Source organism: Acidithiobacillus sp., assembly GCF_023256195.1.
Lineage (GTDB): Bacteria > Pseudomonadota > Gammaproteobacteria > Acidithiobacillales > Acidithiobacillaceae > Acidithiobacillus_A.
In genome coordinates this window covers 1-26,173 of record NZ_JAGDWX010000033.1, presented here as the reverse complement: position 1 = coordinate 26,173, position 26,173 = coordinate 1, and the positions used below count along the sequence as shown (strand labels likewise).

Genomic DNA, 26,173 nt, shown 5'->3' with positions numbered 1-26,173 from the left:
GGTGCCGCCGCCTCTGCCGAGGCCACAGAGGCTGCGGGCACGGGAACGATGGGCGCGACGCCCGTCTTCACCAGCACCAGAGACTGATCGATAAAGGACGGGGCCGTCACCGACACCGCCCGGCTGGGCAGTGGGGCAATGCGATAGGGACGGAACTCCGGCTGCTGCGGCGCAGCCCCTACTCCGGCGAATTCGATGGGGTTCATTCCCATGAGCTCCAGAGCCGTAGGCATGAGACTGTCGTAATTGGCCGGTGCCACCGCGGAGTCGTCGCCGCTCGGGTAGTCCGTCGGCTGCAGCGAGGAAGTGCGAACTCGACCTTCGTGCCGGCTGGCCGCAGGATGCGCAGTGCGCACCGCCACCCGCTTGCGCGCGGCCGTGTGTCGGGTTTCCTTCTTATACACAACCTTGCGCTCTGCCGCCTTGTGGGGATGGTGCTGGGCGCCGGAATGACTCCGCGGATGCGCACTGTGACCAGCGTGGGTGGTGGCTCCCTGGGCGATACCACCGCCGCCCAGGAGCACTGCAGTAGCCAGCAGGATGTGCCAACGGCTTTTCTTCTTCTGCATTCGACTCTCCCTAAATCATCGAGGAGTGCCGCTGGATAATCCGCCCATGGGGCCGATTATCTAGGGGCATCACGTTCTCTACCAAATCCTGGACCCAGAAAACAAAAAAAGCCGACGACACATCGGCTTTTCTTAAACCCATTACAGTGTGCTGCGCTGCAGGACCGACGGCCTCCCCGCCATCGGCAATACCAAGCTTCCTGCCGCCCCACAGGAGCGGCAGAACGAGGGAATATTAGTCATAAGTGACATATATGGGCCATAACGCATGATTGGGAATATAGAGGGCTTTGGCGGCCTTGGCAAGGGTCGGGGGCGGTCTGAAGCAGACCCCGCGCCTGCCTGAATCTGGCGCAAATATTGCTGCATTGGGGTCGTCACCACTATCAGCGATTCTCGGAGCGCGCCCATGTCCAGACCCTGCCCACATCCCCAGCAAATGTCCTACATCCGCGCTGGAGCCGCCCTCAGAGCGCCGCCCAGGACCTGGGTCTGGCAGGCGTTCAGGGCTGGCCTACTGCTGCTCGCGCTGGCGTTTTGGGGGACATCTTCGGCCTTCGCTGTGCCAGAACGGACAGTGGCACACCCGCATCTCTGGGAACGACTGGACCACGCCCACTGGATCGCCCAAGGGCATGGACCACGCATCCTCTACATGATCTTCGACCCCAACTGCCCCTACTGCCACGTGCTCTACGACGAACTGGAACCGGTCGTGCGGTCCGCGCACCTCAATCTGCGCTTCCTGGTCGTGAGTTTCATCGCACCCTCCAGTCCCGGCAAGGCGGCTGCCATACTCCAGGCCAAGGACCCGGTCGCTGCCATCCGCCAGAACGAGAAAGGCTTCAATATGGAGCACTTTGGCGGTATCCGGGAGACCATTCCGACACCGGAAACGGACAAGATCCTCGCTGAGAATCTCGGACTCTTGGATGAAAGCGGAAAGCGCGTCGTCCCGACACTCATCTACCGCGATCGTCAGGGCCAGGTTCAGGTGATACACGGCTTGCTGGATAAGTCGGGCCTGAAGGCGACCCTGAAACAGATTCGATGAGCCCAGAGCTTGACCCAAAAGCAGCCGAGGATTACACCGTGAAACATGGATACCCCAAAGTCCCGCACCGTCCTCCTGCTCGCCTTCAGCCTGATCTGGCTTAGTCCGGGTCTCGCGGGCGAGCCCATATATCGCTGGGTATCCCCCACGGGGGTCGTTTCCTTTGGCGATCATCCGCCCCCTGCAGCCCGGGATCTGCGGCGCATCCACACGCTCCCGGCGCCACCACCTGGTCCCTCGGCCGACTCTGCTGCCACCGTCAGTTCGAACGAGGCCCGGACCCTGTCCGCCACCAACTCCGCTCTGGCGCGAGAGGAAGCCCTCATCGCCCGCATCAACTTGCTCACGGCCCTGGCAAACTACGCCCACAGCAACGAGGCGCCAACGCACCCGCCTCATAGTGTGTACAGTCCTGCCTTCCTGCTGCCGCCCGGTTACGCCTACCCCAGCCTGGGACCTACCCCCGGCGCGCCACCACCGCCTCCCGGACCCGGCCCAGGCGCACAGAGGCCCGGCATCCCGCCCTGGGCCTCTCCCCCACCATCCGCAGGGCCGCCCGCTCCCCAGCGCCCGCTGTGGGCCGCGCCCTGAGCACCCTTGCCTGCGCCCGGTTCCGTCTCTATGCTTGCCCGCTAGTGTCCCGGTGAGGAGGACGGCCCCATGCGCGTACGGGTAGCTGCTGTACAGATGGCCCTAGGAGCGGATTCCACGGCAAATATCCGCAAGGCGACGGAGATGGTGCGCGCTGCGGCCGCGGCAGGGGCGCAGGTCGTCCTGCTGCAGGAACTCTTCAGTAGCCTTTATTTCTGCCAGGATCAGGACATAGCCCACTTTGCCCTGGCGGCACCCATGGAAGGCCACCCGGCCGTCGTCGCCCTGACAGATCTAGCTCGGGAGCTCGGCGTGGTGCTGCCGGTGAGCTTCTTCGAGCGCGCTGGCAACAGTTACTTCAACAGTCTCACCGTCATCGACGCCGATGGCCGGAATCTTGGTCTTTATCGCAAGGCGCACATTCCCGACGGCCCCGGCTACCAGGAGAAATTCTATTTCAGCCCCGGCGATACCGGCTTCCGGGTCTTTCATACCCGCTTTGGCCGTCTGGGGGTCGCCGTGTGCTGGGACCAGTGGTTTCCAGAGACGGCACGCATCCTCGCCCTCCGCGGTGCCGAGATGCTGCTGTACCCCACGGCCATCGGCTCCGAGCCAGAGGCTCCCGAGATCGACAGCCGCCCTCATTGGACTCGGGTGATGCAGGGCCACGCGGCCGCCAACATGGTGCCCGTCGTCGCCGCCAACCGGATCGGTCGGGAACAGGGGCGCTGCGGCGAGATCACCTTCTACGGCGGTTCCTTCATCACGGACGGCACCGGGGCGCTGCTCGCCCAGGCCGACCGAGAGGAAGGCTTCATCCTGGCCGATCTCGATCTCGACCAACTCGCCAGCGCTCGCCTGGAGTGGGGCCTGTTTCGCGATCGCCGCCCAGATCTCTATGGACCGCTGCTGAGCTTCGACGGTCAAGCCTGAGTACGGCCAGGCGGTCTCAGGCCGATTCCGCCCAACGGGACGCGAGGATATCCAGCGCCTGATCCAGTACTTGCGCCGGCTGCAGCTCTTCCATGCATCTCCTATGGCTGCAGGCTCCGTAGTCGCTCCGATGGACGCAGGGACTGCAAGGCAGTGCGCGACGCAATACCTCAATCTGCCCCAGACCGCTGTCCCACGGCCCGGTCATGCCCGGGTCGCTGGGTCCGAACAGGGTGATCAGAGGCGTTCCCAGAACCGCCGCCAGGTGGCTCGGACCGGTGTCCGTGCTGATGACCAGGCGTGCGTGGCGGATCACGCTAGCGAGCTCCGGCAGGCTGGTAGCGCCACACAGATCGACGAGATGCGGCAGCGCCCGGGTCAGGGGACTGAGGTAGGAGCGCTCGGCCTTCTCCCCAATGAGCACCAGGCGCAGCTGCGGATGCCGGGCCGCGAGACTCTCGGCCAACTGCTGCCAGTGCCGCAGGGGCCAGGCACGCAGGTTGGCCTTGCCGCGGGCGATGTGGCTGTTGCCTGGGTGCAGCAATACGTAGCCGCCCGGGTGGTGCAGAGGCGCCGGACGCTTGCGGTCGGCGACCAGGAGACTGGGCTGGGCCAGGGTCAGGAGATCCTCAGGAACCACCTCACGCAAAAGCTCCCGGACATCCTCCACCACATGCTGGCGAGCCCCCGCTGGCCGCGGCCGCGCCGACACCTTCTGCAGTGCCGGCAGGCGTTGCAGCAACTCACGAAAGTCCGTACCCGTCTCGAGATCGAGAACGAGCCGATAGGGCCGCTGCCGGGCCGCCGCCAGGATGGCCCGCTTGGTGGGACTCCAGAAACTGGGCAGGCCTCGCCGGCGCAGACCAAAAACTCGATGAATGCGCGGATCGTCGGCAAAAAGGGGCGCCATGTTGGCCATGACCACGAGGTCGATCTCGACCCCTTTACCGAAATGCGCCCGCAAAGGTTCTATCGCGGCCGTCGCCCACAGGGTGTCTCCCAGACGACCGGCGCGTATGACAAGAATGCGGCAACTGGTTGTGTTCATGGCCAGATCCTCCCGCGGCCTCGGGCATGTGGGCATAACGCCCCACAGCCCTGTCAAAAGCCCAAGTGGCCTTAGTCGATGGCGCGACTGAGGCGTCCCTGTACCCCCGTCCAGGCCGCCGGTAGCAGGGAAAGCAGGATCAGCGCCACCAGCACCAGATTGAGGTGGCTCTTGACCCAGGGGACGGCGCCCAGAAAATAGCCTGCCAGCACCAGCCCACCCACCCAGAGCACGGCGCCAAACAGGTTGAAGCGCAGGAATCGGGCATAAGGCATACGGGCAATCCCGGCAACGAAGGGCACGAAGGTACGGATGATGGGTAGAAAACGTCCGATCACCACGGCCTTGCCGCCGTGGCGCTCATAGAAGGCTTCGGTGCGTTGCAGATATTCCCTGCGCAGCCAGCGCCCGCCGAAAAGCCGTACCCCGTAGCGGCGCCCAAGGTAATAATTGAGGCCGTCCCCCAGCACCGCGGCGGTGATCAGGGAGGACAACAGCGCGGATAAGGACATGAGACCGGCGCCTGCGAGGGTACCGCAGACAAAAAGCATGGAGTCGCCGGGCAGTATGGGCGTGACCACGAGCCCCGTCTCCGCAAAGAGTATGAGAAACAGGCCCAGATAGATCCACGGACCGTACTGCTGCACCCAGGGGACGAGGTATTGATCGAAGTGCAGTAGCTGCTGCAGGAGAACGGGCCAGCTCATGGTCCTTCGAAGTTCTCGAGATAGCGTTGATAGTGTTCCGCAAACAGCACTTCCAGCTGGGCGATGACCTCCTCGGCCGGGGCGCCGCCGACGACGTGTCGGGACATCAATGCGGCGGTGTCGTTGAGCATGGCCTTGGCATCCAACATCGCGTAGCCTTCCCGCAGGCGCTTGATGGCCCCCACCACCGTCTCCCCCTCCCGTGCCGGGCGCAGGGCAGGAGGCTCGGGAGCCCGCGCCACCGCCAAGGGCTCACGGCGGCGACTCGCCAGGAACTCTGCAAACTGCAGCAGCTGCTCTTTCTGTACCTCGTCCAGCTTGCGCGCTACCCGGAGCAAACGTCGTTCGTAGCTGTTCACGCCACTCAGCCTCCCTCCTCTCCCGTGTCCACCTTGAGCGCAAAGACCCGCGGTTTGCGCCGTTCGGACATGAGGGAAAGTTCCCGCACCAGGGCCACGAGAGTCTGATCGGTGGTCTGCTGCATTTCTGGCCAGCGTTGTCGGGCCTCTTCCAGAAGCTCGCCGATGTGCTCCGGCACCTCTCGGTCTTCTTCCATGAGGATGTCCTCGATGAGGCCCGGTTTCATCTCCGGGCGGAACAGCAGGGACATGCTGCCCTCATCGGGACGAAAGGCAATCCAGCGGCCGTCGTCGTCCACCAGCAGAGCCTCCTTGCCCGGCGGCAGAATGGCGGTTCCTGGCGACCACACCATCACCGTCCGCCCGGCCACCGCCTCCGCCAGCGCGTCCCCCTTGCCTGCGGGGCCCAGATGGGCCGTGGTGAAATAGGCGTTGTGGTACGGCTCGAGCTGAAGCTCCGCACCCTCGTACTGCGCGAGGAGCAGGCCGCCGAGACCAAAGCCCACCACCGGTCGGCCCGCCTTGCGAAAGGCTGCAATAGTCTGTAACTCTTGGGTGAGCCAGGGATACTTGTCCGTTTCCAGAGGCGACATGGGCCCCCCGAGCAGGAACAGCGCATCGAAGGTCAGGGCGCTGGACGGCAGTTCCTGATTGAGAAACACCCGAAAGTAGCTGTAGCTGATGGCCCGTTTCTCCAGCTGATCTTCCAGGGTCCCCAGAAACTCCGAGTAGCTGTGCTGTACCACCGCGAAATGTTTCATCGATCCCCTCTCATGGGTTGCTCTCCCGCCGCGGCGGGAGCACGCGCATGTCCCGCGCGCAACGCTCCTTGGCAAACTCCAGAAATTCATCCATGACAAGGCTTCGGAACTTTTGCTTCTGATACACGAAGAAATAGGGACGTGCCAGCGGCGGGTTGAGGGGAAGCGCGATGATGGTGCCCAGAGCCAGTTCCTTGAGCACGGTCGCCTCGGACACCACGGCGATGCCAAGCCCTCCCTCCACCGCTCCTTTTACCGCTTCGGGGCTGCCCAGCTCCATGGTGATGTGCAGATCCTCGGGGTCGATACCCACCTGATGCAGGTACTCCATCGTTACTTCCCGCGTACCGGATCCCTCTTCCCGCGAGACGAAGGGATAATCCAGCAGCTCCTGGGCGCTGACGCTCTCGTGATGCTGCAGCGCGTGGTCCTGCGGCGCGATGACGATCATGTTGTCCATGCAGCACTTGAGGGTGGCGAGGCTCTTGTTGCTCACCACCCCCTCCACCAGACCGAGATCGATGCTGTTGTCCTCGATCATATGTACGATCTTGTCGGTGTTGCCCACGTGCAGACGCACCTGCACGTCGGGATACTTGAGCTTGAAATCCCCCAACACCCGCGGCAGCATGTATTCGGCGATGGTGGTGCTGGCGCCGATGAGCAGATGACCGCGCAGATCACCCGTCATCTCACCGACGCGGTTGGACATTTCTCCGTACAGGGACAGGATCCGCTCCGAGTACTCGTAGACCACCATGCCCGCTTCCGTCAGGCTGATGCGGTTGTGGGTCCGATCGAAGAGGCGGGTATTGAACTGTTCCTCCAGCTGCTTGACCTGAAAGGTCACCGCCGGCTGCGTCATATGCAGGGTCTCCGCCGCCTTGGTGAAGCTCAGAAGCTTCGCCACCGTGTGAAAGACCTGTAACCGTCTATCTGCCATGAATATTCCCGTCGCGCGCGACTTTGCCCGAGTTTATGAGTAATATCTGAGTGCTTCAATACAGTTTTCTGGGAGACTCACCCGTGCCCGAAGCCTGGGAAAAACTCGATCTGCATGGAGCTGGACTTCAGAGTCTACAAATTCGGCTGCGAAAACTCCAGAAAAAACCGTTATGGACCTATCTATCCTGGTTGGGCTTCCCCCTGGGGCTGCACCGTTTCTACCTGCATCGACGCCTGGCCTGGCTGTTCCCCGCGGCCAGTGCCATCGTGCTGGCGCTGGCGCTACTCGCACCCTGGTATGTCGCCCTGGTCCCAGGGCTTGTGCTGGCGCTAGCGGCCCTGCTCGATCTGTGGCGGCTATCGGCCTGGCTTGGCGAGTACAACAAGGAAATGCGCAAAAAGGCCTGGTTTACCCAGAATGCCCCGGCCGCCCCCAAGGATTACCGCGGCCGCGCAGACACCGTCGAGGATACTCCAGACTACCAGAGCGAGCTCGAAGGATATCGCCGCGTCAAGGAAAGCGAGCGCGCCGGCCACCCCGCTGCCGCCGAGCCCCAACGCAAGGGCTTCGCTCCGGGGCAACGCCGTCTATCCTTTGCCGAGCAGGAGAAGCTTCTGGCCGAACTGACCAAGAAAAAGAGCGAGAAAGACTCGGATACCCCGGTCTAAGGTCTACTTCTCCTTTTCGAACATGGCCAGGTAGCGCTCCTTCGGCAGCGGCGGCTGCCGTGCCACCGCCAGAAAATCGGCCAGATGCAGCGGCGTGCTCATCCCCACCAGGGTGACGGCAATCCCGGGAGTGGAGCGGACGAACTGGATGGCGCGCTGCGCGGCGTTGTCCAGATCCGGCATGCCCTGCTGCAAGGCTGGCACCTCTTCCCGCGCCAGCAGGCCTTTGCCCAGGGGGTGACTGGCCATCACCGTCAGTTTCAGCTGGAAGGCAGCCTGGATCGTAGAGGCGATATTGCCCTGCCCCGTCACCTGACTGAAACGGGTATAGGCCTCGGGCATCAGGGCATTGAAGGGCAGCTCCACCACCCGCAGGTGGTGGCGACGCCCATCCCCCGCCGCCTTTTCCGCCAGACCCAGAAGGCTGGTCATGGACTGAAACAGGGGATGGTCCGTTTCCACCCGACAGGCGTTGAAGGTGGAGATACCGTAATAGCGCAGCTTGTCGGCAGCCACCGCGTCTTCCAGTGCGGCAAAGACGGCCTGCAGCTTACGGTACATCTGTTCTTTGCCGATGCTGGGGATGTGTACCTCGGGCTGGTCCACCAGGAAGCAGTCCAGGGTTTCGAGACCCGTCTGCTCGCGCAGGCTGTCCAGCTGCCAGAGGATGTATTCCGGGCTCAGGCAATGGACGCCCTCGGCCAGGTCCTCCCGTCGACCAAGGCCCTTGGCCTCCACCTCCTCCCGAAAGAAGGCCTCCAGATCGTCGGGACGACCCCGCGGAAAGGTCAGAAATCCGCCCTTGCCGAGGATGAAGAATTCCTCCCGCTGGATGCCCGCGGCCATGGCCTTGGCAATCCCCGCGCCCACCGCCCGCCCGGCACGACCGTAGCGGTAGTTGGCGCCGGTATCGATGACGTTTATCCCCGATTGCAGGGCCTGCGCCACGATGGCCGCTACGGCGAGGTCCGTCACCTCTTCGACCCCACCGGGGAAGGTCCCTACCCCCAGGGAAGAGAGTTTAATACGGGTGTTGAGAAAATCGCTGTAGTGCCCTTCGGGCAGGGTCTCGGCAAATCGCGCCGCATAGGCCTTGGTAGCCAGGCTGTTGGCGGCACCGGGAATCCGGGGGCGAGAAGGGGAATCGGGCATAGGGGATGCTCCTAGTCTAAAGAGGATGCCACAGAGGGTGATGCGTCACGAGATGCTGCAGACGCTGGTGGATTTCGGCGCGGACCGGACCCTCCTGCGCCTCATCGCGCAGAAAGGCAAACTGGCGGGAGTAGTCCGGCGCATCCTCATCGTCCAGCTCCCACTCCACCGCCCGCAGCAGGGCGCTTCCTGCCGCCGGCAAGGCGTCGTCCAGGGTCCGTCCGCTCAGGATCGCCCACAGCCCCGTCCAGCAGCGCGCCAGGGCGATGGGATGGTAGCCGCCGCCGCCCAGCACCAGCAGGCGCGGGCTGTCGGTGAGTATCCGCTCGGCCATCTCCCAAAAGAAAGCGTTGCTGATTCGAAATTTGCTGAGGGGATCGGGGGCAAGGATATCCGTGCCCGCTTGCAAGACCACCACCTCCGGCTGAAAGGCATCGAGCACGGCGGGCCAGAGTGCCGTGAAAAGCAAGCGGTATTCACTGTCGTTGACCTCCGGAGGCAGCGGCAGATTGACGGCGCCGCCCGGGTGATCATCGATGCCGCCACCCCGGAAAGGATAAGCGTAGGTGGTGTCCATATGGATGGAGACCGTCAGCACCTCGGGATCGTCCACGAAAGCCGCCTCCACACCATCGCCGTGGTGGGCATCCAGATCCCAGTAGAGCACCCGCAGCCCAGCGCCGCGCAGACACTGGATGGCCAGCACCGGATCGTTGAGGTAGCAGAAGCCGCGCGCCTCTCCTGGCGCCGCGTGGTGCATGCCGCCGGCAGGACTGAAGGCCACCCGTCCCTGCAGGACCTCCTCCGCCCCTTGAATGCTGGAGCCCGTGGCGAGATTGGGGGTATCGAAGAAACCCGGAAAATACGGATTCTCCAGAGTCCCTAGCTGATACCGTCGCCGCTCACTGTCGGTGACGCCGCCGCGGAACTGGGCGCGTTCGAAACTCTGGATATAGTCCCGAGTGTGAAAACCCCAGAGCTCCCGATGGCTGGCCGGTCGACCCGTGCGGTACTCGGCGGGAGAGATGGCACCGTAACTGTTGATGAGGTCCAAGGTCAGGGAGACGCGGGGTATGGCCAGAGGATGATTCCGACCATAGCTCGTCCGGCGATAGCGCGCTGCACCGATGAACAGAGCATCCCGCTGAGGGACGATGCGGGGCCGCAGGGCATCGATCTCCCTCAATGGCTGCCCCGCAGGCGCAGATAGACCTCGGGCAGACGCTGGGGCAGGCTGTCCACGTGCGGCAGCACCAGATAGTGACCACTGCCGAAGACCAGCGGCAGATAGTCGCCACCGCGCGGATCGAGGCTGATACAGAAGGCGTGCACCCCCTGCTCCCGCGCCTCCTTGACGGCCATGCGGGTGTCTTCTTGCAGATAGCGGGCATCGCCGCCATCGTCGTAGTCCGCCGGACGCCCGTCGGAGAGGATCAGCAACAGCCGCCGCTGGGCCTGGGTGCGCAGCATCTGACGGGTAGAGTGGCGGATGGCCGCTCCCATGCGGGTAGCCAGACGTCCGGACAGGCCCGCCAGCGTCGCTCGGGCTCGGCTGTCGAAGCGCTCGCCGAAGCGTTTGACGGGATAGAGAATGACCTCCTGGTGGTACTTGCTGGCAAAACCGTAGATGGCGAAAGGGTCGCCAACCTCCAGCAAAGCCTCACCAAAGAGCAGCATGGCTGCCCGCAGACGATCCACGACGCGCACCCCACTGTCGCCCGCCTCGGCCATGATGGAGGTGGACAGATCCGCCAGCAGCAGCACCGCGGTGTCCCGTTGTTGCGGGCGCCGCTGCAGATAGATATTGGCCTTGGGACTGCGGCCGGCACGCCGCTCCACCACGTACTGCACGGCCGCCTCGAGATCCGGCTCCTCACCCTCGAACTGGCGGCGCAAGGGTGCCATACGGGTGGGTTTCTGGGCCTGCAGGGCGCGCTTGAGCCGCCTCAGGGTGCCGTCGTAGGCCGCGGCGATCTCGACGGCCCGCGCTTCGTCCCGCTCGCGCAGGCTGCGCTCGTGCACCCGCGCCCAGTCCTCCTTGTAGCGTTGCTGACGATAATCCCACTCGCGGTAGGGCCAGCCGCCCTTGGGACCCTGCACACCACGACCGGAGCCAGCGACCTTGGCGGGCATGGGTATCCCTACGCCCACGCGACCGCCTGTGCCCTGGATGTCCTCGGGCGGGATCTCCATATCGGGGTCGTTGCCTTCGGCCTGTTGCGGCGCCTCTCGCGGTTTTTCCTTGTGCCCGGCTGCTCCCAGGGCACCGCCGGCGTCCATTTCCACCGCTTCGCTCGCCAGCCGCCGGCGTGGGTAGACCGGCCGGGCGGCGTTGGGGGAATGCCCGGGCAGAAAAGCGGCCGCACGTTCGGCAAGGGTGATGGGCGGCAGCTGGGTGTCGGCGTAACGCGCCAGCGCCACACGGAAGGCATCGACAATACCGGCCGTGGGTTCCAACAAGGTGCGCAGATCGGCCGCCAGGCGCCCCTGGCGATAGTCCGCATAGATGCCAAGAGCCGCCTGCCAGTAGGCTCCGGCAGCCCCCGCCGGCGCCGATCGCGCCGTGGCCGCCCGCCACAGGCGGTCAATGTAGCCCGGCATCTCCCGATCCAGGGCGGCATCCACACGCAGATCCTCGCAGAGATCAAAGATCAGCTGAAAGCGCAGCAGATCGTCACCGAATTGGGCAAAGAGCGGTCGCCAGGTAATCCGCTGATCGGAGTCCAAGGGCGGGTGCTCCGTCCCGATTTCTCGGAACAAGGCGTGGATGGCGTCCTGATCGTAGCTGCCATAGGCCAGATGCGCGCCGGTGTGGTAGAAGGCCAGGAGTGCCTCTTCCCGATCCGGCATCACCGCCGGCACGAAGAGACTGCGGCCGTCTGTCTCCAGAAAGCTGCGCCCTCCTTCCACGCTCCAATCGCCCTCTTCCAGAGGCAGCTGCAGGCCTGTCCAGGCCTGCAGAAGCAGCGCAAAAAGCCGTTTGTGCGGACCCGTGCGAAACCCCGGCAGCACTTCCAAGAGGAAGGCGCGGGCCTCGTCGCTCTCCAGACGGAACCAGGCCTCGCCGCGGATGCGGCCTGCTGCCAGCACGTCCTTGCCGCGGCGCGCCCACTCCGCCACCCCTGCCAGACCACAGATGGCTCGCACCTTGATGGCACCGTCCAGATAGGTACCGAGACCCAGTCGGCCCTTGGCCAGTTCCTCGGCCGGCTGCATCAGAGTCTCCAGATCCTCGACCCCGGCGCTTCCGAACAGCTGCGCGGCCGGCACCCGAAAATAGGCGGCCGCACTGTCCACGTGGCGAGCGATCCAGCGCGCGCCCTGCTCGTACCAGCAGCGCTCTCCCGCAAGGCCATGGTCCCGCCGCACCGCCGCTGCCTGGGCGAAGAAGGCCACCGCCGCCCGAAAGGTTCCGCGCTGCGTCAGAAAGACGCCCGACTGTTCCAGCCAGGGGTCCAATCCACCGAAGGCCTGCACCAGATCGGCGGTGGCGTGGAAGTAGGCCTTGCCCGCCTCGCGATCGTAGAAGAACAACTCCCGCCCGCGCTCCAGGTAGCGCAACACGGCCGCGGCACCCAGTCCTTGTACCGCTGGGAGCGCTGCCCGGGCATCGCGGCCAGCCACGAAACTCACTGCCTCCAGGTGCTCGAGGATCTCCTCCGCCGCCTCGGTCATCTTCAGGCCGCCAGAAAGCTCTGGAAAATCTCTTCCAAGGCGGCGGCCAGCTCGGGGTCGTCGGTCTGCGGGCTGATAATCGCGGCCGCGACGGCCTCCATGGGTGCAAGACCGGCCGCCATGAGCGTCGCCGCGTAGATGAGGGCGCGCGTGGAGGTTACCTCCTGCAGACCCTGATCCTTGAGATTGCGGGCCTTGGCCGCCGCCTGCACCAACTTGCCCGCCTGCTCCGCCGCCAGGCCCGATTCCTTGGCGACGATGTTCTGCTCCAGCTCTGCCGGCGGATAGCTGAAGTTCATGCCCACGAAACGCTGCTTGGTGGAGGGCTTGAGATCCTTGAGCACCGTCTGATAGCCCGGATTGTAGGAGATGACCAGGAGGAAATCGGGATGGGCGCTGATCTCCGTGCCCAGTTTGTCGATGGGTAGGTGCCGCCGGTGGTCCGTCAGCGGGTGGATGACTACGGTGGTATCGGTGCGCGCTTCGACGATCTCGTCGAGGTAACAGATAGCGCCCTCGCGCACGGCCCGGGTCAGCGGTCCGTCCTGCCAGATGGTCTCGTCCCCCTCGATGAGAAAGCGTCCCACCAAGTCCGAACTGGTCAGATCCTCGTGGCAGGCCACCGTCACCAGTGGGCGTTTCAGGCGCCAGGCCATGTGCTCCAGAAACCGGGTCTTGCCGCAGCCCGTCGGTCCCTTGAGCATGACCGGCAGGCGACGTTGCCAGGCCGCCATGAATACCGCCAGCTCGTTACCCACGGGCTGGTAGTAGGGCTCCTCGGTCAGGTGGCGCAGGGAGTTGTCAGCGGAATGTCGGCTCATGCGGTCTCCTCGGGACTTTGTTCGCAGTGGCTGCGCAGATAGAGGTACAGGTGGCGCAGGGTATGGACGATCATCTTGCGGGGCTGGGGCGGCAGGGCGTCCTCCCGGCCGAGATCGAGACAGTTGCGGTAGTACACCAGTTCCCGACAGTTGTCGCGGATGGTATTCCAGTGCGGCTCGCCTTTGACCAGGTATTTCCACAGCTGCAGCAGGTCAGCGTCGGCCTCATAAGGCTTCCCCTCGGCATCCAGCAGGATGCGCAGGAGATCCTTGGCCAAGGCCATGGCTTCGTCCAGCTCCTGGGCCAGCGGCGGACCGCCGTCCGCCGTCACCTCACGGGCCAATGTCTCGATGCGCGCCTGCGCCTGGTCGAGTCGGGACAGGGTCAAGACTTTGTCGTACATCGGCCAGCCTCCGTCATCATGGCTACACCCTACCGTTCATGCAGGATTTCGTCTAGGATAAATGGGTTTTGTCTGCAGTGGTTCATAATTCGTTTTATAGACTGATTAAAGGGGCTTTCATGAGCACGAAACTCATCAAGATGGTCAAACTCAACAATCTCGAATACAACCCCAACCGCGATCCCCAGGTGTATCGCCGCGTAGTCGGCCATCCCTTTCGTATCCAGGCCATTTTGGGCGGCGCCGGCAAGGGGACGGTTACCCTGAGCTGTGAAGGCAAGACCCTCAAGGAAAGCACCTTGGACCTGCCCGGCAATTTTTCCTACGAGCTCACCTTCAAGGACGCTGGCGTACGTATCGTCACTCTCACAGTAAAGAGCGACAACCAGAGCGAGAGCCGCGACCTGCTGCTGGATACCGAAGCACACGCCAAAGTCGGCTGATCTTCACCGCGGTCCGCCGCCGAACCGACGCGGACCGCCGCAGTCCTACCAGCCGAACTGTTTCTGAAAATCCTCCAGACGGTCGGCAATTTCCTCTCGCTCAAAAAAGCGGTCGGCGCGCGCCTGGCGTGCCTCGAGACGACGATCGCTATCGCCACCGAAGCAAAAAACCGGGATATTCAGCTGGTGCTCCCGACGCAAGGTATCGACGATACCGATGGGATCGGCAATGGCCGGATCGTCCAGATCCAGGACCAGAAAACGGCGCAACAGGATCTCCTGCCAGTCACCGAAATCCTCCAGATCCATACCGCACTCCATCTCCCAGCCCGGTAGCAGCCGAGCCTCGGCCTCGGCACGCAGGGCCTCGTCGCTGCTCATCCACAGAAAACGCTTGCGCAATCGATCCTGAATACTGGCCACACCCATCCTCCTCTCAATCTTCCGCCCACACGGCCGTCGCTTCCAGGCGCGCCTGCCAAAGCCGCGCGTCCTCCCGATCCAGGGAATGCTCCAAAAACTGCAAGGCTGCCTGCCGTTCCAGGCCCGCCATGGCCCGTGCGCCGTCTTGGGACCAGGCGCTGCACCACACGCGGCGGTAACGACCAGCCTCGGTCCAGACCCGCAGGAAGCTGCCATCGGGCCAGTGGCGCTCCGTCAGAAAACTGCCATTCTTGATCTTGATCCCGTGCGCGACCCGACGGCGCCCGGGTTGCTGCCAGTCCGCCGCTTCCAGCTCCGCCTGCGCCATGGCTTGGACCTCCCTCGCGCGCGGCGCGTCCTCGACCTGCGGGTCCCAACCGGCCGCTGCCAGAGCCTCACGCAGAGCCGCGCCCAGGGCCTCGCGCGCGGGCAGCCGCGGCAGGTGCCGAGCCCAGCTCCCCAGAGATTCCTCGAGGATGCGGCGCAAGGCGACACGGTAATCGGCGGAAGGCGCAGCGATACAACGGACAAAGCCGCCCCAGTCGCCGTCCAGGAGCAGGCTGCCGCCCAGCACCAGACTGCAGCCGATACTGGCAGCGCCGGTGCCGCCCAACTTCTGCCGATCCAGCCAGAAGTCCTGATCTCCCACCAGACGGACATCCAGTCCGAAGCTCCGGTGCCAGGCGCACAGAATCGGTGCAAAGCGTGCCATGGCCTCTGCCGGTCGGCGTATTCCGGTCTGACGTGGCAAGATCAGGAAATAATTGAGGTGGTGCCGATCCACCCAGACGGTACCGCCGCCCAGGGGGCGCTGTACCACCGGGATCCCTGCCGCCACGCAGGCTTCCCGATCCAGCTCTGCACCCACACCCTGGGCCGCACCAACGCTGAGGTGATCCTCGGCGCTGGCGAGTATCAGCAGCGGAGGATCGCTTTCCCCCTGGGCTTCGGCAAGCCCAAGGTACGCGCGATGCAGGTCCACCGCAGAAAGATGCCCGAGATCCAGGAGTCGCAGAGCACCCTTGGAAAAGGAGAAACGATGAACGGGAGATGCGGCAGTCGTCTCAGTGGGATTCGTCACGTTCCCGCGGACGATAGAAGGCCGAGAAGTAGAAATCCCGTTCATTGAGAGCCTCGTGCCAGCGCGCCCGCTCCGCCACCCCTTCCTGCATGATGGCAGCGATGGCCATGGCCTGCTCCCCGTCGAGAATCAGGATGGCGTCCTGCAGGTCCTCGTCCAGCTCGATGAAGTGTGCGGCAAGACCTTGAGGTTCCTGAACATGCACCAGATAAGCCTTGCAGTCCGGATCCTCCGGATCCAAAGGCGCCATGACCAGACGGCCGATATAGGCCATGCGCGCCAGCTGGTTGAAGCGGGGGATCTCCAGCTTCTTACCCTTCTTGTATTTGTTCAGCTCGTTCTTGAGGGCGCTCACGTCGGCGATGGGTATGGTCTTCATGGCAATCCTGAGCAAACTCGTCAAGCAAACATTATCCCAGTCGATGTGGCCGCTGACAAGGCAAAGAAAAAGGGAGAGATGCTCGCGCATCTCTCCCGCCCCGAGGAGGGTGCTTACAAAAGTCGATCAGAAATCGTAGCCCACCTGGATACCGTAGGAATTCTCGGTGAGGGTGGACGACGCCGCCTGCATCGGGTTGCCAGGCGCAAAGGGAGCCGAGCCCGGTGCACCGGTCATGGTGTTGCCGAACTCGTGCATGTAGGCCTCCGTCAACTTCCAACCCATACCGAGCTTCTGGGTGGCACCGAAGGTGATGGCGTTCTGCACGATGGCCGGGAAGATGGTATTGGCCGCGATGGCATTGCTGTTGTTCGGCACTGGGTTGGAACCCCAGGTGTAGCCGGCCCGTACCTGCAGCCAATCGTTGACATTGTACTGGGTACCGATGTTGGCCACCCATTGGTTACGCCAGTTCAGCGCCAGTGGTACGACACTGGTGCCATTCCACGGCCCATAGATGTTGAAGGTGTTGAGGGTGTTGTGCCAGTTGATCCACTGTCCTTCCACACTCACCAGCCATTGGGGAATGGGCCGGATGGCAATACCCAGGGCAATCTGCTGCGGGTAGTTCAAGTGACCGCTGTACTGCCCAGGATTGCCGGTGAGCACCTGGCCGTTGGGCATGGGCAAGGACTGCGCCCCCCCCTGGAAGGTCAAAGGCGTGAACATCATGGGCGACTTGTAGGTGGCACCCAGGGTAACCTTGTCGTTCACCTTGTACAGCGCGCCTAAGGTCAGACCCACGCCATAGGCCCAAGAGGGAGTGGAAAGATTGAGACCACCGGTCAAGGGGACCACGAAGGGCTGCTGGGGATTGGGACTGATGTTCTGGAACTGGGTAAAGGTCTGCTGGAAAGAGCCCTGTTCCGCCGCGATGTTGAGGGAGCCGCCGATGTAGAGGTGGTCGTTCACCTTCATGGCCAGAGACGGTGCCATCTGGATGAAAGTGATGCTGCTGTAGGCCTGGGCATAGCCACCATAGGGCAGATACTGGTTCGGGGCGACATTTTGTAGGTAGTTCACACCCAGACCCGAAGTACCGTACACACCACCACCAAAAACGATGCCATTACCGAAGGCCGGTGCCACCCAACCGATGGCGGGAATACCGTATACGTTGCTGTGGCTGCCGATCTCACCGAAACCCAGATTGGTGCGGCGGGTCGGATTGAATACCTCTGCCGAGAAAGCCGCCTGGGGCCGAATCATGGCCAAACCTGCCGGATTGCTGATGGCCGCCGACAAAGGATCATCGGGAGCTGCCACCACGGCACCACCCATACCCACCGCATACTGTCCAATACCGATCAACTGGTAGCCGTCCGTGGCCATGGCCGAACCCGCGAAGGCACAGGAAAGAGCCGCCGCCACCGCCATACCCAACCGCATCGATTTCTTCTTCATTTGGTTCTCCGCCTCTGTTGTTGCCCAATTTCTTCACGATTGTGTCGTAATAGGCACACTGTGACAAGACAGCAAACCATCAAATCTTTCAGGGCCATGCCAAAATATCGCAATGGTAGACCATCAGAATACTATCATATAGCCCGCGCCTTACCGATACCGAGTCCAGCTTTTACCACAAAAAAAAGCGCCCTTTCGGGCGCTCTCGATTTACAGCACGAGCCTCATCCTTCGACGGACAGATCACGCAGACGCATCTGTCGACGTACTACCTCCACATCCTGTTTGTTGAGGGCGAAAGGAAAGGAGCGAATGTCCGATGGCGAGGAGTCACCATAGGGACGGTTGCAGGCGCTCACTTCTTCGTCATCCTTGCCCGGGCATCCGCTGGTCTGGAAAGGCTTGCCGGACTGTACGATGGCTTCCAGCTCCGCCTTTGGATAACCGAAGTCCTCGACCCGGCCGTAGGCATCGAAGCTCATGTCCTCGTATCGGCCACCGGCGTAATCGATGAGGAAACGCCCCAGCTGCACGCGACGCCAGTGGTCCTGAGGCACCGCATCCCAGTCTTCCATCATGGAGCCCTTCTCCGGGAAGAAGGCGAACATATGGTTGTGGCCACCCATGTCCTTGATGCGCTGGCAGACCTCGAGAATCTCCTGCTCCGTCTCGCCCATGCCACAGATGAGGTGGGCGCCGAATTTTTCGGGTCCGTAGATCTCGGCAGCCCACTCGATAGCCTGCCAGTACTTGTCCCAGCTGTGTGGACTCTGCACGGTCTTGCCGCGGGTACGCTCAAAGATCGCCGGTGTAACCGCATCCAGTGCCACGGTAAAGATGTCGGCTCCCAGATTCTTGAGGTCGATGAGATCCTGCTTTTCCATGGTGGTGGGGTTGGAGAGGATGGACACGGGAATGTGGGGTGCCGCTTCCATCCAGCGCTTGAGCACCACCTGGGTGTCGTGGTCGGAATCGGGGTGGGTGATCATACTGATGCACATACGCTCAAACTGGCCTTTGTCGCCATTGGCGGCGATACGCTCCAGCATCTCGTCCACCCGCACCGTCGGCCAGTCCACGCGGATGAAGTTGCGATCGGCATAATCCCGGCTCTCTTCCCGATGGCGCGCCAGTCCGCAGTAGGTGCAGTTGGCACGGCATCCCTCGGGATAAGTCATCAGCAGATTGAGACAGTGGGTGCAGCTGGTGCGGTGCATGACCCCCGGGATGAGACCCAGAGTGATGGCGGCGGCCGTACTGAGCTGCACATAGTCGGGCGAGCGCATGGTCGGCGTCTTCACGAAATAGTCGGGCCGGTAAAAGTTCAAGGGTGTTGCATCGGACGCTACCGCACTCATGGTCAATCCTCCTGTCGTTCCGCCTCAAGCGGCAAAGTATTCCTCAAATGCGATCCAACTGGAACGCATCACCCGATCGTCTGCGGCAGCCGGGGTGTGCCAGACTGCCTCCAAGGACCGGCGCCGCCGCAGAGCCCGCTCCAGGGCCGGTCCAAACTGGTCGTGCATGTCTTCCGCGTAACTCTCCAAGGCCTCGTCGTCGCCGGTCAGAAAGTCGGCCACCGCGGTCCCTGCCGCAAAACCGCTGATCACCGCCGCGGGAATGCCCGCACCGGTGATGGGGTGGGTGAGGCCGGCGGCATCACCCACCAAGAGCGCGCGGGGATGGACCAAGGGACGGATCCCGCCCACCGGGATACCGCCTCCGGTCCGCCCGAGAATCTCCGAACCCACCAGGCCCCGCTCCTGCATCTGCCGATGCAGCGCATCCAGCGGAATCTTGAGATTGTCGGCAAAGCGCCGATCGGCACCCAACCCCAGATTGGCCACGGGTCCCCGAGGAAAAAGCCAGGCGTAGCCGCCGGGAAAGTCGTCCGACAGGAAAATGTCCGTGTCGGCGTAAGGCGTGCGCAGTTCCACGGTGTACTGCCGCGTCTGCACCACGGGCTGTGGCGCAAGGCCCAGCGCCAGCGCCACGGCGCTGTGCGGACCATCGGCACCCACCAGGAAACGCGCCGATATGGACCAGGTCCGACCATCCTGCTCCAGCAGAGCCCGCTCGCCATTCCAGCCACGGAAGCTGGTGTGTGTCCGGATCTCGGCACCTGCGGCACGCGCGGACTCCGCCAGACCCTGGTCAAAGCGGGCGCGATCGATCATGATCCCCGGGAAGTCGCGATGATCCTCGGCTCCCGAGGGCAACACGCTGCGCATGGCGACCACATCCTGGACGCGCGAGACCGTCTCGTGTACCTGTCGCAGCAGGGGCATGGGCACGAACTCGGCACATTGCACCGGCACCCCGATCTCCTTGCGCCGGTCCACACAAAGCACGCTCAGTCCCCGTGCGGCCGCCGTGCGCGCTGCCGCCGCCCCCGCCGGTCCCGCGCCTACCACCAGAAGATCATAAGCACGGTGCATGGGCATCCTCCACCGCCTGCTGCAGCACGGCCACAAAATGTTCCGGCTGCATACCAAAGGCGTCCACCACATCGTTCGTGAACCAGCGGGATACCAGCGCGTCCAGCTCGTCGATGTGACTGTTGCGCAGCCGCGCCTCCAGATCCACCAGGGCGCGGCTGGGCTGCACGAAGATGTCGCCGCTGAACTGGACCTGCTTCAGTCGCTGCCCACGTTCGTCCCAAAGCACGACCGCACGCAGCGTACCGCCGCTCGTCCGCAGGACGGCCTGCCGCAGCGGTTGTTCTTCCTGCGGCCGATCCTGCAGGCCGAGCCAGTCGGGGTCGCGTACCTCTGCCAAAGCCTGCGGCAGGCGACGGGTGACGGACTCCGGCACCGTAACCGCCGCGGGCCACTCCCACTGCCCCCCGAAATGCTCGCGAAAGCCCCGTACCAGGGCCTCTTGTACGGCCGTCATGGAGGGCAGCTCCGGCAACAGCGTGCGCAGACTCGTCACCCGCTCAGCCACACTCCGGATGGCGTGGGCATCCAGTTTCTCCACAGGCACGCGCAAAATCCGCAACATGCGGGGAATATCCAGATCGATGAGAACGGTACCCTGAAAAAGCAGGGCTTCTCCTTCCAACACACCGCCGGTGCCAGAGATCTTGCGACCATCCACCTCGATATCGTTGCGCGGCCGATAAACGGCATGCACTCCCAGATGGCGAAGCCCTGCCGCTGCCGCCTCGCAAATCTCCCGGGACAGGGTCGTCATATCCCCCTGAGGCAGGTGGCAACGCAGACAGATCAACTCCCAGCCGATCTGACTAGGATCAAAGACGATGGCACCACCACCCGTGAGCCGCCGCTGCACCTGTATGCCTTCCGAAGCGCAGTAATCCAGATCCAGCTCCTGTCGCGGCGACTGATGGTGTCCCAACAAGGCGCTGTCCTGAAAGCGCAGGAAGCGCAGGGTCGGACCCCAATCCCCCGCTGCCACGGCGTCCAGGAGGGCCCGATCCAAGGCCATGTTATGGTCCGCATCGTGCAGGCCGGTGTCCAGCACCGACCAGCTTACACCGATGTGGTGATCCGACATGTCGCGGCCGCTTCCCGGTCCCTGCATTCAGGCCGACAGAACGATGGGGATGTCCCGCAGCCGGTTCTGACGCTTGGGTGCGGCGGGGATGTGATCCAGGGGAATGCTGTCGCTGTGGTCGCCCATCGCCAGCACTTCCTCGCCGACGATCATGGAGCAGCAAGACGGCGTCACGAAGACCTCGCGATCCAGGCGCTTGGCCAAGGCCAACATCCCATCTGAGGGAAAGGCGATACCGTTGAGGCCCGCCATCACCGCATAGGCATCGGTCATGGAGCGGTGTACACCCGAGGGCCGAGCGCAGCCCAGCAGGACCGGCGTCTCCGTCAGAGCGGCGCGAGCATCCATGAAGAACTGCCCCACTTCTTCCGCGGGCGGAGTCGCGAAGGGCCGGCTCTGACTGGCGTACTGCGACATGATCACGACCAACACCAAAGCGCTGGGCAGGTGGCGCTGTACGATCTCCAAGGCATTCCATTCCCCCAATAACTGTCCATAGTGCAGACCGATGACGATGTGGGGGACGACCTTCATGCGGGTATTGACCAGCGTTTCCAGCGCCGCCTCGAAATCGTCCACCGTACGGCGCAGGTGATAGACCTGATGGATGGTATCCTGGGCACCAATGACGTCCATCATCGCCACATCGACGCCGGCATCCTCCATGCCCAGGGCAAAATCGCGGGTAGCGATACCGGTGTGCATGGCGATCTGCAGACTGGGATAGCGATCCTTGATGCGCCGGACCGTCGGAAAGTAGGGTTCGTAATGCACCACATTCTGATGATCGGAGCCGCCGGAGAGCAGCAATCCACGACCCCCGTCGGCGACGATGCCATCGACGAGCCGCTCCAGCTCCTCCGGCGAGCGCACCGGGATCATCGGTTCGAGAATCTTTGCCTTGCAATGGTCGCACTGCAACTTGCAGTCACCGCCGGTGATGGAGATGGCGGGAAAGGCATTCTTACCGCAAGTGGATAGTTCGGAAGTCTCATGGTGGCGGAAGGAGGGCGTGTAGAAGTTCATCCGGCCCACCTGGCTGCCGGAGAGACCAGACCAGCGCTCCCGCATGGAGGCTACGAGGTTTTCATCCAGACGAAGATCTTCGAGGGCTTCTACCTGCGCTACCGATTCCAACCAAGGATTCATGGACGATTCCTTACCTATCCGGGGAACACGCTATACGACCGCGTGCTCACAGAAAACGTGCGGCCGCAAAGGCGGCCGCAGACACCACACATCGATAATCAGCAGCCGCCGAAACCGTCGGCGTTCATCTTCTCTTCGAAGGCCGCCAGGGCATCGGAGCCGGTTTTGAGTTCCGCAGCGTCGGCATCGAAGTCTGCCGGTTTCAACTTGGCAATCCAGCCACTGCCATAGGGATCCTTGTTGATGAGACCGGGATCCTTGGCCACATCCTCATTGGTCGCCGTGACCGTACCGCTGACGGGGCTCTTCAGGGGGCCGACCCACTTACCGGATTCGACGGTGGCCGCAGATTTGTCTTTCTTGATGTCCTTGCCAACACCCTTGGGAGTGTAGGATACGATCTGGCCCGCCAAAGAGCAGGCGTAGGAAGTCATACCGATGGTGACGGTGCCGTCGTCTTCCTTGCGCAACCAGACATTGTTCTCGACGTTGTACATCAGATCTTCGGGGATTTCACAACCACGAACCGTTCCCATTATGCCCTCCTTAGGGTTTGCTAAACGTTGGTGACACTGTACGAATGGGCAATGCCCGTTTTAAAAGAACAAAAGACGATCCGTCGACAGGATAAGGTCGGCGAGATCTCCGGCCGAAGCCACGTGATCCACTTCCTCGATCAAATCCTCTGCGGGAATATCGTAGCCGGGCAACGCAGGGCGGCACACGTGAATCTCGGCCCCGGCGTTCTTGGCATCGCGGATGAATTCGATGACCCGTTTTCCACCTTCCATGGCCGACAGATTCTCGGCTACCCCCTTCTGCATCAGCCTGACCGCCTCCATGGTGCAAAAAATCTTAACCTCTGCATCCATGGATGACAACAGCGCGCCCAGATAGAACGGGGTGGCACAGCGATGCGCCGTGCTGGGACCGCTGGTCATGACGATGACCACCTGCTTTTCTTCGTCGTCTTCCAGATAGTGACCGCTCATCGCATGCCCCGCTCGCAGTGGATATCGTCCCGTTCGCACCGGGCCTTGTACAATTCAAAGGCAGAATCGCCCGTCACCATATCCTTGAGCGCCACCTCCATGGGGGCCGTGGGTCTGACCCGCGCGATCCAGGCTTCGTAGGGTTCGATGTTCAGGAGATTGGGATCCTCCAGGACATCTTCGTTGGCAAGCTCGATGACGCAGTCGAAGACATTGGGAACCGGGCCCGCCCACTTGCCGCTCTCGATGGTCGCGACGGGCTTGCCGATGGGCCGCCGCGTACCTGGGCGACGCACCCGCACGTGCAGAATCTTGCCCGCTATGGACTGCGATATGTCGGTCATGCCGACCGTCAAAGTGCCGTCGTCTTCGCGACGGGCCCAAATCTGGCTCTCTTTGTCGTAGTACAATTCGGCGCGAAACTCGCAACCGTTACACTCCATGGACGCCTCTCCTTTACCGACCGGCAAAAAAAACGCCCCCGAGGGGGCGCCAGCCGAAAGGCATCACGCGATGCCTTTGGCGGCGAGAAGATCCATGGAGTCGCTGACGTTGTCCGGGATGCCTACCTTGCGCGGCGACAGACCCATGGCCAAACCGAGGAGCTGGGTGAAGTAGATCACCTTCACCTTGGTTTTGATACCGAACTCCACCTCGGCGCGCACCTGATGCATCTCGAGACCCGAGTGGCAGGTGGGGCATTCCGTGGCAATGACCTCGGCGCCTGCGTCCTCGGCCGCCTGCAGGATATTCAGCACGAGCTGCGTCGAAGTATCGGAGTCGGAGAGAGTGTGCGCCCCGCCGCAGCAGGCGGTCTTCAACGGGAAGTCCACCGCTTCCGCGCCTGCGGCGTGGAGCAGATCGTCCATGAAGTGCGGCGCATAGGACGATTCCGATCCCGGACCCTGATCCTTTTCCGGGAAGATCTGCCGTGGCCGCGTGTACATGCAGCCGTAGTAGTTGGCGATCTTTAGTCCGTTGAGGCTCTTCTTAACACGCTGCTTGATGCCTTCCGGTCCCAGCTCCTCCATGAACCACTCCAGGGCATGCAAGGTACGCACATCGCCCTCATAGACCGGGTCGCCGGCCTTGTTGGCCAGCTCCTGCACGGTCTTCATGGTCTCCTCGGACGTGGCACATTCGTACTCCGTCTGCTTCAGGTTCCGGTAGCAGCCATTGCAGGGAGCCATGACAGTGTCGCAACCCTGGAGCTTGCTGGCGATGGCCAGATTGCGGGCAGACATATAGGTCTGCAGCATGGGGTGGACGTTCTTCACCTCCATGGCGCCACAACAGTTGTAGTCTTCGAGATTCTCCATCTCCAGACCCAACTCCTTCACCAGAACGCGCGTCGACTTGTCGTAGGGACCGCCGGATCCTTCCAGAGCGCAACCGGGATAATACGCAACCTTAGCCATGGTGTGCCGCCTCCTTCTGAGCCTTTACATACTCCGCCAATACTGCCCCTGTCCGACCCCAGGACTTGGTCTTGGGCCGGAAGATCGTGTTGAGACCCATCTTGGCAAGCTGACCCAAGGGCATGTGCTTGGTCAGACCCTTGCCAAATTCCACGATCCACTGCTGCACCAGAGGCTGGCCCGTGCGCTTGAAGAAGCCCATCATCACTTCCGTGTCTTCGATACGGCCAAACTCCAGACACTCGTGGGTGAACTCTTCATCGAAGTGCGTCGACGGAGACTTTTCCGTGTAACCGTTCTCTTCCAGCCAGTGCGCCGTTGCCTTCATCACCCCCTCAGGACGCACGTCCTTGGGACAGATGTTGGTGCACTTGTTGCAGGACACACATTGCCAGATGATATCTTTGTCTTTCATCAGCTCGGCCTTGAGACCCAGGCGGATGAGATAGATCCAGTAGCGCGGATTGAAATCCACGTTCTGCGCATACATGGTGCAGGAGTTGGTGCAAGAACCGCACTGCCAGCAGCGATGCACGTTCTCGCCACCGCTGTAGCTCTGAATGATCTTTTCAAAATCCGGCTCGTAGTCCGTCAGGGTACGAGGGGAAATCATGGTGTTCCAGGATCCCGAGACATCCACACCATCCACGATCAGATGATCGTGCTGCAGGATGCGATCGGGATCGATCAGGGTCTTCTCATGAATAGCCATAACTGCTCCTGATTCCTTGCGTCAATGAAGACCATCTCGCTTGAGGCGAGACCCGCCAAACCGTCTCTGGGTTTCTACCCCCAGTAATTTCCTGATCTGCTCCGTAAAATCCGACTGACCACCGAAGTCCGAGCGTAAAAAACCCTCAGCCATGGCCCGCAGATACTGGGAGTACTGATAGGCCAGAATGACATCCATCAAATACGGCAGATCGCGATAGACACCGAGCTCTGCCAGGGATTCCTGCATCCAGACCCGCACACCCTCGAACATCTCCGGACTCTCCCCCAGAGGAAAATCCGTAAGGTAGTCGCCACCGGGGATGAATTCCCGAATGGCGCCGGATACGGTGCCCTGATCCCAGACCCAGCGCGTCATGAGTGGATAGACGTCGGGAGCGGTAAAATGCAGGATTTCCGCCGCTACGTCCCGTAATGCGCGTTGGGCCTTTCCGGTGGCCGGTACCGCTTCTTCGAACCGCTGCATACGTTGCACCAGCGAACCATGCCCTGTCAGAAGGTCGGACATGGCCTCGCCGACCTTGGCAGCACCTACCGCATCAAATGCCGGCCAGATCTTACGTCGCGCCGTGAACATCCGCTCGACTAGCGTCTCCAGTTCCTCTTCGCTGAGAGGCGCGCTTCTGGAGAGGAGCGTATCCCGAAATATGCTGCTCTTCTCCGCCAAACGCTCGATCAGATCCGCGAGTCCCTGCTGCCCCTCGAAAGCCTCCTCCAGCTCGTAGAAGGACTTCTTGAGCAGACCTGCATCCAGGTCGAAGGGCAGCTTGGTCGGCGTGATCCGTTCAGCCGACCGTGCGAGGTCGTCAGACGGCAACTTTCTGCATTCCGTACAGATCCGCCACGGCACGGGAGCCGGCGGACTGACCCTGAGCGATGGAGTCG

The 26,173-nt window shown here is 62.6% G+C and carries 29 protein-coding genes and 1 pseudogene; 5 read left to right on the top strand and 25 right to left on the bottom strand.

Translation table 11 applies throughout. From position 1 onward, the window contains the following. A pseudogene (locus Q0C23_RS08575) lies at nucleotides 1–569 on the bottom strand (hypothetical protein); the annotation flags it as partial. 577 nt (nucleotides 570–1,146) lie between these two features. Between Q0C23_RS08575 and dsbG the strand changes: the two are divergent. From dsbG to aguB, 3 genes are all read left to right on the top strand, one after another. Further along, nucleotides 1,147–1,623 carry a thiol:disulfide interchange protein DsbG gene (gene dsbG, locus Q0C23_RS08570; RefSeq protein WP_291511956.1) on the top strand — a complete coding sequence of 159 codons (477 nt, stop codon included), beginning with the start codon at nucleotides 1,147–1,149 and terminating at the stop codon, nucleotides 1,621–1,623. 45 nt (nucleotides 1,624–1,668) lie between these two features. Then, nucleotides 1,669–2,214: a DUF4124 domain-containing protein gene (locus Q0C23_RS08565; RefSeq protein WP_291511955.1), complete on the top strand. Its 546-nt coding sequence runs from the start codon at nucleotides 1,669–1,671 to the stop codon at nucleotides 2,212–2,214. A gap of 69 nt (nucleotides 2,215–2,283) precedes the next feature. After that, nucleotides 2,284–3,147, top strand: coding sequence for an N-carbamoylputrescine amidase (aguB, locus tag Q0C23_RS08560; RefSeq protein ID WP_291511954.1), 864 nt, complete (start codon nucleotides 2,284–2,286; stop codon nucleotides 3,145–3,147). A gap of 16 nt (nucleotides 3,148–3,163) precedes the next feature. Here the strand turns inward: aguB and Q0C23_RS08555 are convergent, their stop codons facing one another. The 5 genes from Q0C23_RS08555 to Q0C23_RS08535 form a co-directional block, all read right to left on the bottom strand. Further along, nucleotides 3,164–4,195 (bottom strand): glycosyltransferase family 9 protein, encoded by a 1,032-nt coding sequence (locus Q0C23_RS08555; RefSeq protein WP_291511953.1) that lies wholly within the window; start codon nucleotides 4,193–4,195, stop codon nucleotides 3,164–3,166. Between the two features lie 71 nt (nucleotides 4,196–4,266). Beyond that, a complete protein-coding gene (locus Q0C23_RS08550) occupies nucleotides 4,267–4,902 on the bottom strand; it encodes a VTT domain-containing protein (protein ID WP_291511952.1) in 636 nt (211 codons plus the stop codon). Next, complete coding sequence (locus tag Q0C23_RS08545) at nucleotides 4,899–5,261, bottom strand: hypothetical protein (protein ID WP_291511951.1); 363 nt, start codon at nucleotides 5,259–5,261, stop codon at nucleotides 4,899–4,901. The genes Q0C23_RS08550 and Q0C23_RS08545 overlap by 4 nt, the downstream gene beginning before the upstream one ends. 5 nt (nucleotides 5,262–5,266) lie before the next feature. Then, nucleotides 5,267–6,022: a GMP synthase gene (locus Q0C23_RS08540; RefSeq protein WP_291511950.1), complete on the bottom strand. Its 756-nt coding sequence runs from the start codon at nucleotides 6,020–6,022 to the stop codon at nucleotides 5,267–5,269. A 10-nt stretch (nucleotides 6,023–6,032) separates the two neighbouring features. Further along, the gene (locus tag Q0C23_RS08535) at nucleotides 6,033–6,965 is read right to left on the bottom strand and encodes a selenium metabolism-associated LysR family transcriptional regulator (RefSeq protein WP_291511949.1); all 933 of its coding nucleotides are present in this window, start codon (nucleotides 6,963–6,965) and stop codon (nucleotides 6,033–6,035) included. Nucleotides 6,966–7,048: 83 nt separating this feature from the next. Between Q0C23_RS08535 and Q0C23_RS08530 the strand changes: the two genes are divergently transcribed. Further along, entirely contained in the window at nucleotides 7,049–7,636 is a 588-nt protein-coding gene (locus Q0C23_RS08530) for a TM2 domain-containing protein (protein WP_291511948.1), read from the top strand. A 3-nt stretch (nucleotides 7,637–7,639) separates the two neighbouring features. Here Q0C23_RS08530 and Q0C23_RS08525 read toward each other — a convergent pair whose 3' ends face one another. Genes Q0C23_RS08525 through Q0C23_RS08505 form a run of 5 tightly spaced genes read right to left on the bottom strand, consistent with a single transcriptional unit; the run spans nucleotide 7,640 to nucleotide 13,688 of the window. Continuing rightward, nucleotides 7,640–8,788 (bottom strand): aldo/keto reductase, encoded by a 1,149-nt coding sequence (locus tag Q0C23_RS08525; RefSeq protein ID WP_291511947.1) that lies wholly within the window; start codon nucleotides 8,786–8,788, stop codon nucleotides 7,640–7,642. Nucleotides 8,789–8,804: 16 nt separating this feature from the next. Next, complete coding sequence (locus Q0C23_RS08520; protein WP_367273191.1) at nucleotides 8,805–9,965, bottom strand: acetoin utilization protein AcuC; 1,161 nt, start codon at nucleotides 9,963–9,965, stop codon at nucleotides 8,805–8,807. Nucleotides 9,966–9,970: 5 nt separating this feature from the next. Continuing rightward, nucleotides 9,971–12,463: a VWA domain-containing protein gene (locus tag Q0C23_RS08515; RefSeq protein WP_291511945.1), complete on the bottom strand. Its 2,493-nt coding sequence runs from the start codon at nucleotides 12,461–12,463 to the stop codon at nucleotides 9,971–9,973. Between the two features lie 2 nt (nucleotides 12,464–12,465). Beyond that, entirely contained in the window at nucleotides 12,466–13,284 is an 819-nt protein-coding gene (locus Q0C23_RS08510; RefSeq protein ID WP_291511944.1) for a CbbQ/NirQ/NorQ/GpvN family protein, read from the bottom strand. Continuing rightward, nucleotides 13,281–13,688: a hypothetical protein gene (locus tag Q0C23_RS08505; RefSeq protein ID WP_291511943.1), complete on the bottom strand. Its 408-nt coding sequence runs from the start codon at nucleotides 13,686–13,688 to the stop codon at nucleotides 13,281–13,283. Before Q0C23_RS08505 ends, Q0C23_RS08510 begins: the two co-directional genes overlap by 4 nt. A gap of 119 nt (nucleotides 13,689–13,807) precedes the next feature. Here Q0C23_RS08505 and Q0C23_RS08500 point away from each other — a divergent pair, with 119 nt between their 5' ends. Then, nucleotides 13,808–14,131 (top strand): hypothetical protein, encoded by a 324-nt coding sequence (locus tag Q0C23_RS08500; protein ID WP_291511942.1) that lies wholly within the window; start codon nucleotides 13,808–13,810, stop codon nucleotides 14,129–14,131. Nucleotides 14,132–14,176: 45 nt separating this feature from the next. Here Q0C23_RS08500 and Q0C23_RS08495 read toward each other — a convergent pair whose 3' ends face one another. From Q0C23_RS08495 to Q0C23_RS08430, 14 genes are all read right to left on the bottom strand, one after another. Beyond that, nucleotides 14,177–14,560, bottom strand: a complete 384-nt coding sequence (locus tag Q0C23_RS08495) for a hypothetical protein (RefSeq protein WP_291511941.1) — start codon at nucleotides 14,558–14,560, stop codon at nucleotides 14,177–14,179. Nucleotides 14,561–14,567: 7 nt separating this feature from the next. After that, a complete protein-coding gene (locus Q0C23_RS08490; RefSeq protein ID WP_291511940.1) occupies nucleotides 14,568–15,635 on the bottom strand; it encodes a lipoate--protein ligase family protein in 1,068 nt (355 codons plus the stop codon). Further along, on the bottom strand, nucleotides 15,619–16,014 hold the full coding sequence (locus Q0C23_RS08485; protein ID WP_291511939.1) for a hypothetical protein: 396 nt from the start codon (nucleotides 16,012–16,014) through the stop codon (nucleotides 15,619–15,621). The genes Q0C23_RS08490 and Q0C23_RS08485 overlap by 17 nt, the downstream gene beginning before the upstream one ends. Nucleotides 16,015–16,140: 126 nt before the next feature. Further along, on the bottom strand, nucleotides 16,141–17,478 hold the full coding sequence (locus Q0C23_RS08480; protein ID WP_291511938.1) for an OmpP1/FadL family transporter: 1,338 nt from the start codon (nucleotides 17,476–17,478) through the stop codon (nucleotides 16,141–16,143). Nucleotides 17,479–17,702: 224 nt separating this feature from the next. Further along, a complete protein-coding gene (locus tag Q0C23_RS08475) occupies nucleotides 17,703–18,836 on the bottom strand; it encodes a radical SAM protein (RefSeq protein WP_291511937.1) in 1,134 nt (377 codons plus the stop codon). Between the two features lie 24 nt (nucleotides 18,837–18,860). After that, on the bottom strand, nucleotides 18,861–19,916 hold the full coding sequence (locus tag Q0C23_RS08470) for an NAD(P)/FAD-dependent oxidoreductase (protein WP_291511936.1): 1,056 nt from the start codon (nucleotides 19,914–19,916) through the stop codon (nucleotides 18,861–18,863). Then, nucleotides 19,900–20,997, bottom strand: a complete 1,098-nt coding sequence (locus Q0C23_RS08465) for a lipoate--protein ligase family protein (protein WP_291511935.1) — start codon at nucleotides 20,995–20,997, stop codon at nucleotides 19,900–19,902. Before Q0C23_RS08465 ends, Q0C23_RS08470 begins: the two co-directional genes overlap by 17 nt. Nucleotides 20,998–21,024: 27 nt before the next feature. After that, nucleotides 21,025–22,146: a radical SAM protein gene (locus Q0C23_RS08460; RefSeq protein ID WP_291511934.1), complete on the bottom strand. Its 1,122-nt coding sequence runs from the start codon at nucleotides 22,144–22,146 to the stop codon at nucleotides 21,025–21,027. 98 nt (nucleotides 22,147–22,244) lie between these two features. Continuing rightward, the gene (locus tag Q0C23_RS08455; protein ID WP_291511933.1) at nucleotides 22,245–22,682 is read right to left on the bottom strand and encodes a glycine cleavage system protein H; all 438 of its coding nucleotides are present in this window, start codon (nucleotides 22,680–22,682) and stop codon (nucleotides 22,245–22,247) included. 60 nt (nucleotides 22,683–22,742) lie between these two features. After that, complete coding sequence (locus tag Q0C23_RS08450) at nucleotides 22,743–23,138, bottom strand: DsrE family protein (RefSeq protein ID WP_291511932.1); 396 nt, start codon at nucleotides 23,136–23,138, stop codon at nucleotides 22,743–22,745. Continuing rightward, nucleotides 23,135–23,581 (bottom strand): glycine cleavage system protein H, encoded by a 447-nt coding sequence (locus Q0C23_RS08445; protein WP_291511931.1) that lies wholly within the window; start codon nucleotides 23,579–23,581, stop codon nucleotides 23,135–23,137. Before Q0C23_RS08445 ends, Q0C23_RS08450 begins: the two co-directional genes overlap by 4 nt. Nucleotides 23,582–23,644: 63 nt before the next feature. Beyond that, a complete protein-coding gene (locus Q0C23_RS08440; protein ID WP_291511930.1) occupies nucleotides 23,645–24,556 on the bottom strand; it encodes a CoB--CoM heterodisulfide reductase iron-sulfur subunit B family protein in 912 nt (303 codons plus the stop codon). Then, complete coding sequence (locus Q0C23_RS08435; RefSeq protein WP_291511929.1) at nucleotides 24,549–25,268, bottom strand: 4Fe-4S dicluster domain-containing protein; 720 nt, start codon at nucleotides 25,266–25,268, stop codon at nucleotides 24,549–24,551. Before Q0C23_RS08435 ends, Q0C23_RS08440 begins: the two co-directional genes overlap by 8 nt. 21 nt (nucleotides 25,269–25,289) lie before the next feature. Continuing rightward, complete coding sequence (locus Q0C23_RS08430; RefSeq protein ID WP_291511928.1) at nucleotides 25,290–26,105, bottom strand: hypothetical protein; 816 nt, start codon at nucleotides 26,103–26,105, stop codon at nucleotides 25,290–25,292. Nucleotides 26,106–26,173: the final 68 nt, after the last annotated feature.

What these genes read in the sequence shown, in the direction of transcription:
- Q0C23_RS08565 (WP_291511955.1), top strand. Translation starts at nt 1,669, where the DNA reads ATGGATACCCCAAAGTCCCGCACCGTCCTCCTGCTCGCCTTCAGCCTG.
- aguB (WP_291511954.1), top strand. Translation starts at nt 2,284, where the DNA reads ATGCGCGTACGGGTAGCTGCTGTACAGATGGCCCTAGGAGCGGATTCC.
- Q0C23_RS08555 (WP_291511953.1), bottom strand. Translation starts at nt 4,195, where the DNA reads ATGAACACAACCAGTTGCCGCATTCTTGTCATACGCGCCGGTCGTCTG.
- Q0C23_RS08550 (WP_291511952.1), bottom strand. Translation starts at nt 4,902, where the DNA reads ATGAGCTGGCCCGTTCTCCTGCAGCAGCTACTGCACTTCGATCAATAC.
- Q0C23_RS08540 (WP_291511950.1), bottom strand. Translation starts at nt 6,022, where the DNA reads ATGAAACATTTCGCGGTGGTACAGCACAGCTACTCGGAGTTTCTGGGG.
- Q0C23_RS08535 (WP_291511949.1), bottom strand. Translation starts at nt 6,965, where the DNA reads ATGGCAGATAGACGGTTACAGGTCTTTCACACGGTGGCGAAGCTTCTG.
- Q0C23_RS08525 (WP_291511947.1), bottom strand. Translation starts at nt 8,788, where the DNA reads ATGCCCGATTCCCCTTCTCGCCCCCGGATTCCCGGTGCCGCCAACAGC.
- Q0C23_RS08515 (WP_291511945.1), bottom strand. Translation starts at nt 12,463, where the DNA reads ATGACCGAGGCGGCGGAGGAGATCCTCGAGCACCTGGAGGCAGTGAGT.
- Q0C23_RS08510 (WP_291511944.1), bottom strand. Translation starts at nt 13,284, where the DNA reads ATGAGCCGACATTCCGCTGACAACTCCCTGCGCCACCTGACCGAGGAG.
- Q0C23_RS08505 (WP_291511943.1), bottom strand. Translation starts at nt 13,688, where the DNA reads ATGTACGACAAAGTCTTGACCCTGTCCCGACTCGACCAGGCGCAGGCG.
- Q0C23_RS08500 (WP_291511942.1), top strand. Translation starts at nt 13,808, where the DNA reads ATGAGCACGAAACTCATCAAGATGGTCAAACTCAACAATCTCGAATAC.
- Q0C23_RS08495 (WP_291511941.1), bottom strand. Translation starts at nt 14,560, where the DNA reads ATGGGTGTGGCCAGTATTCAGGATCGATTGCGCAAGCGTTTTCTGTGG.
- Q0C23_RS08485 (WP_291511939.1), bottom strand. Translation starts at nt 16,014, where the DNA reads ATGAAGACCATACCCATCGCCGACGTGAGCGCCCTCAAGAACGAGCTG.
- Q0C23_RS08480 (WP_291511938.1), bottom strand. Translation starts at nt 17,478, where the DNA reads ATGAAGAAGAAATCGATGCGGTTGGGTATGGCGGTGGCGGCGGCTCTT.
- Q0C23_RS08475 (WP_291511937.1), bottom strand. Translation starts at nt 18,836, where the DNA reads ATGAGTGCGGTAGCGTCCGATGCAACACCCTTGAACTTTTACCGGCCC.
- Q0C23_RS08470 (WP_291511936.1), bottom strand. Translation starts at nt 19,916, where the DNA reads ATGCACCGTGCTTATGATCTTCTGGTGGTAGGCGCGGGACCGGCGGGG.
- Q0C23_RS08465 (WP_291511935.1), bottom strand. Translation starts at nt 20,997, where the DNA reads ATGTCGGATCACCACATCGGTGTAAGCTGGTCGGTGCTGGACACCGGC.
- Q0C23_RS08460 (WP_291511934.1), bottom strand. Translation starts at nt 22,146, where the DNA reads ATGAATCCTTGGTTGGAATCGGTAGCGCAGGTAGAAGCCCTCGAAGAT.
- Q0C23_RS08455 (WP_291511933.1), bottom strand. Translation starts at nt 22,682, where the DNA reads ATGGGAACGGTTCGTGGTTGTGAAATCCCCGAAGATCTGATGTACAAC.
- Q0C23_RS08450 (WP_291511932.1), bottom strand. Translation starts at nt 23,138, where the DNA reads ATGAGCGGTCACTATCTGGAAGACGACGAAGAAAAGCAGGTGGTCATC.
- Q0C23_RS08445 (WP_291511931.1), bottom strand. Translation starts at nt 23,581, where the DNA reads ATGGAGTGTAACGGTTGCGAGTTTCGCGCCGAATTGTACTACGACAAA.
- Q0C23_RS08440 (WP_291511930.1), bottom strand. Translation starts at nt 24,556, where the DNA reads ATGGCTAAGGTTGCGTATTATCCCGGTTGCGCTCTGGAAGGATCCGGC.
- Q0C23_RS08435 (WP_291511929.1), bottom strand. Translation starts at nt 25,268, where the DNA reads ATGGCTATTCATGAGAAGACCCTGATCGATCCCGATCGCATCCTGCAG.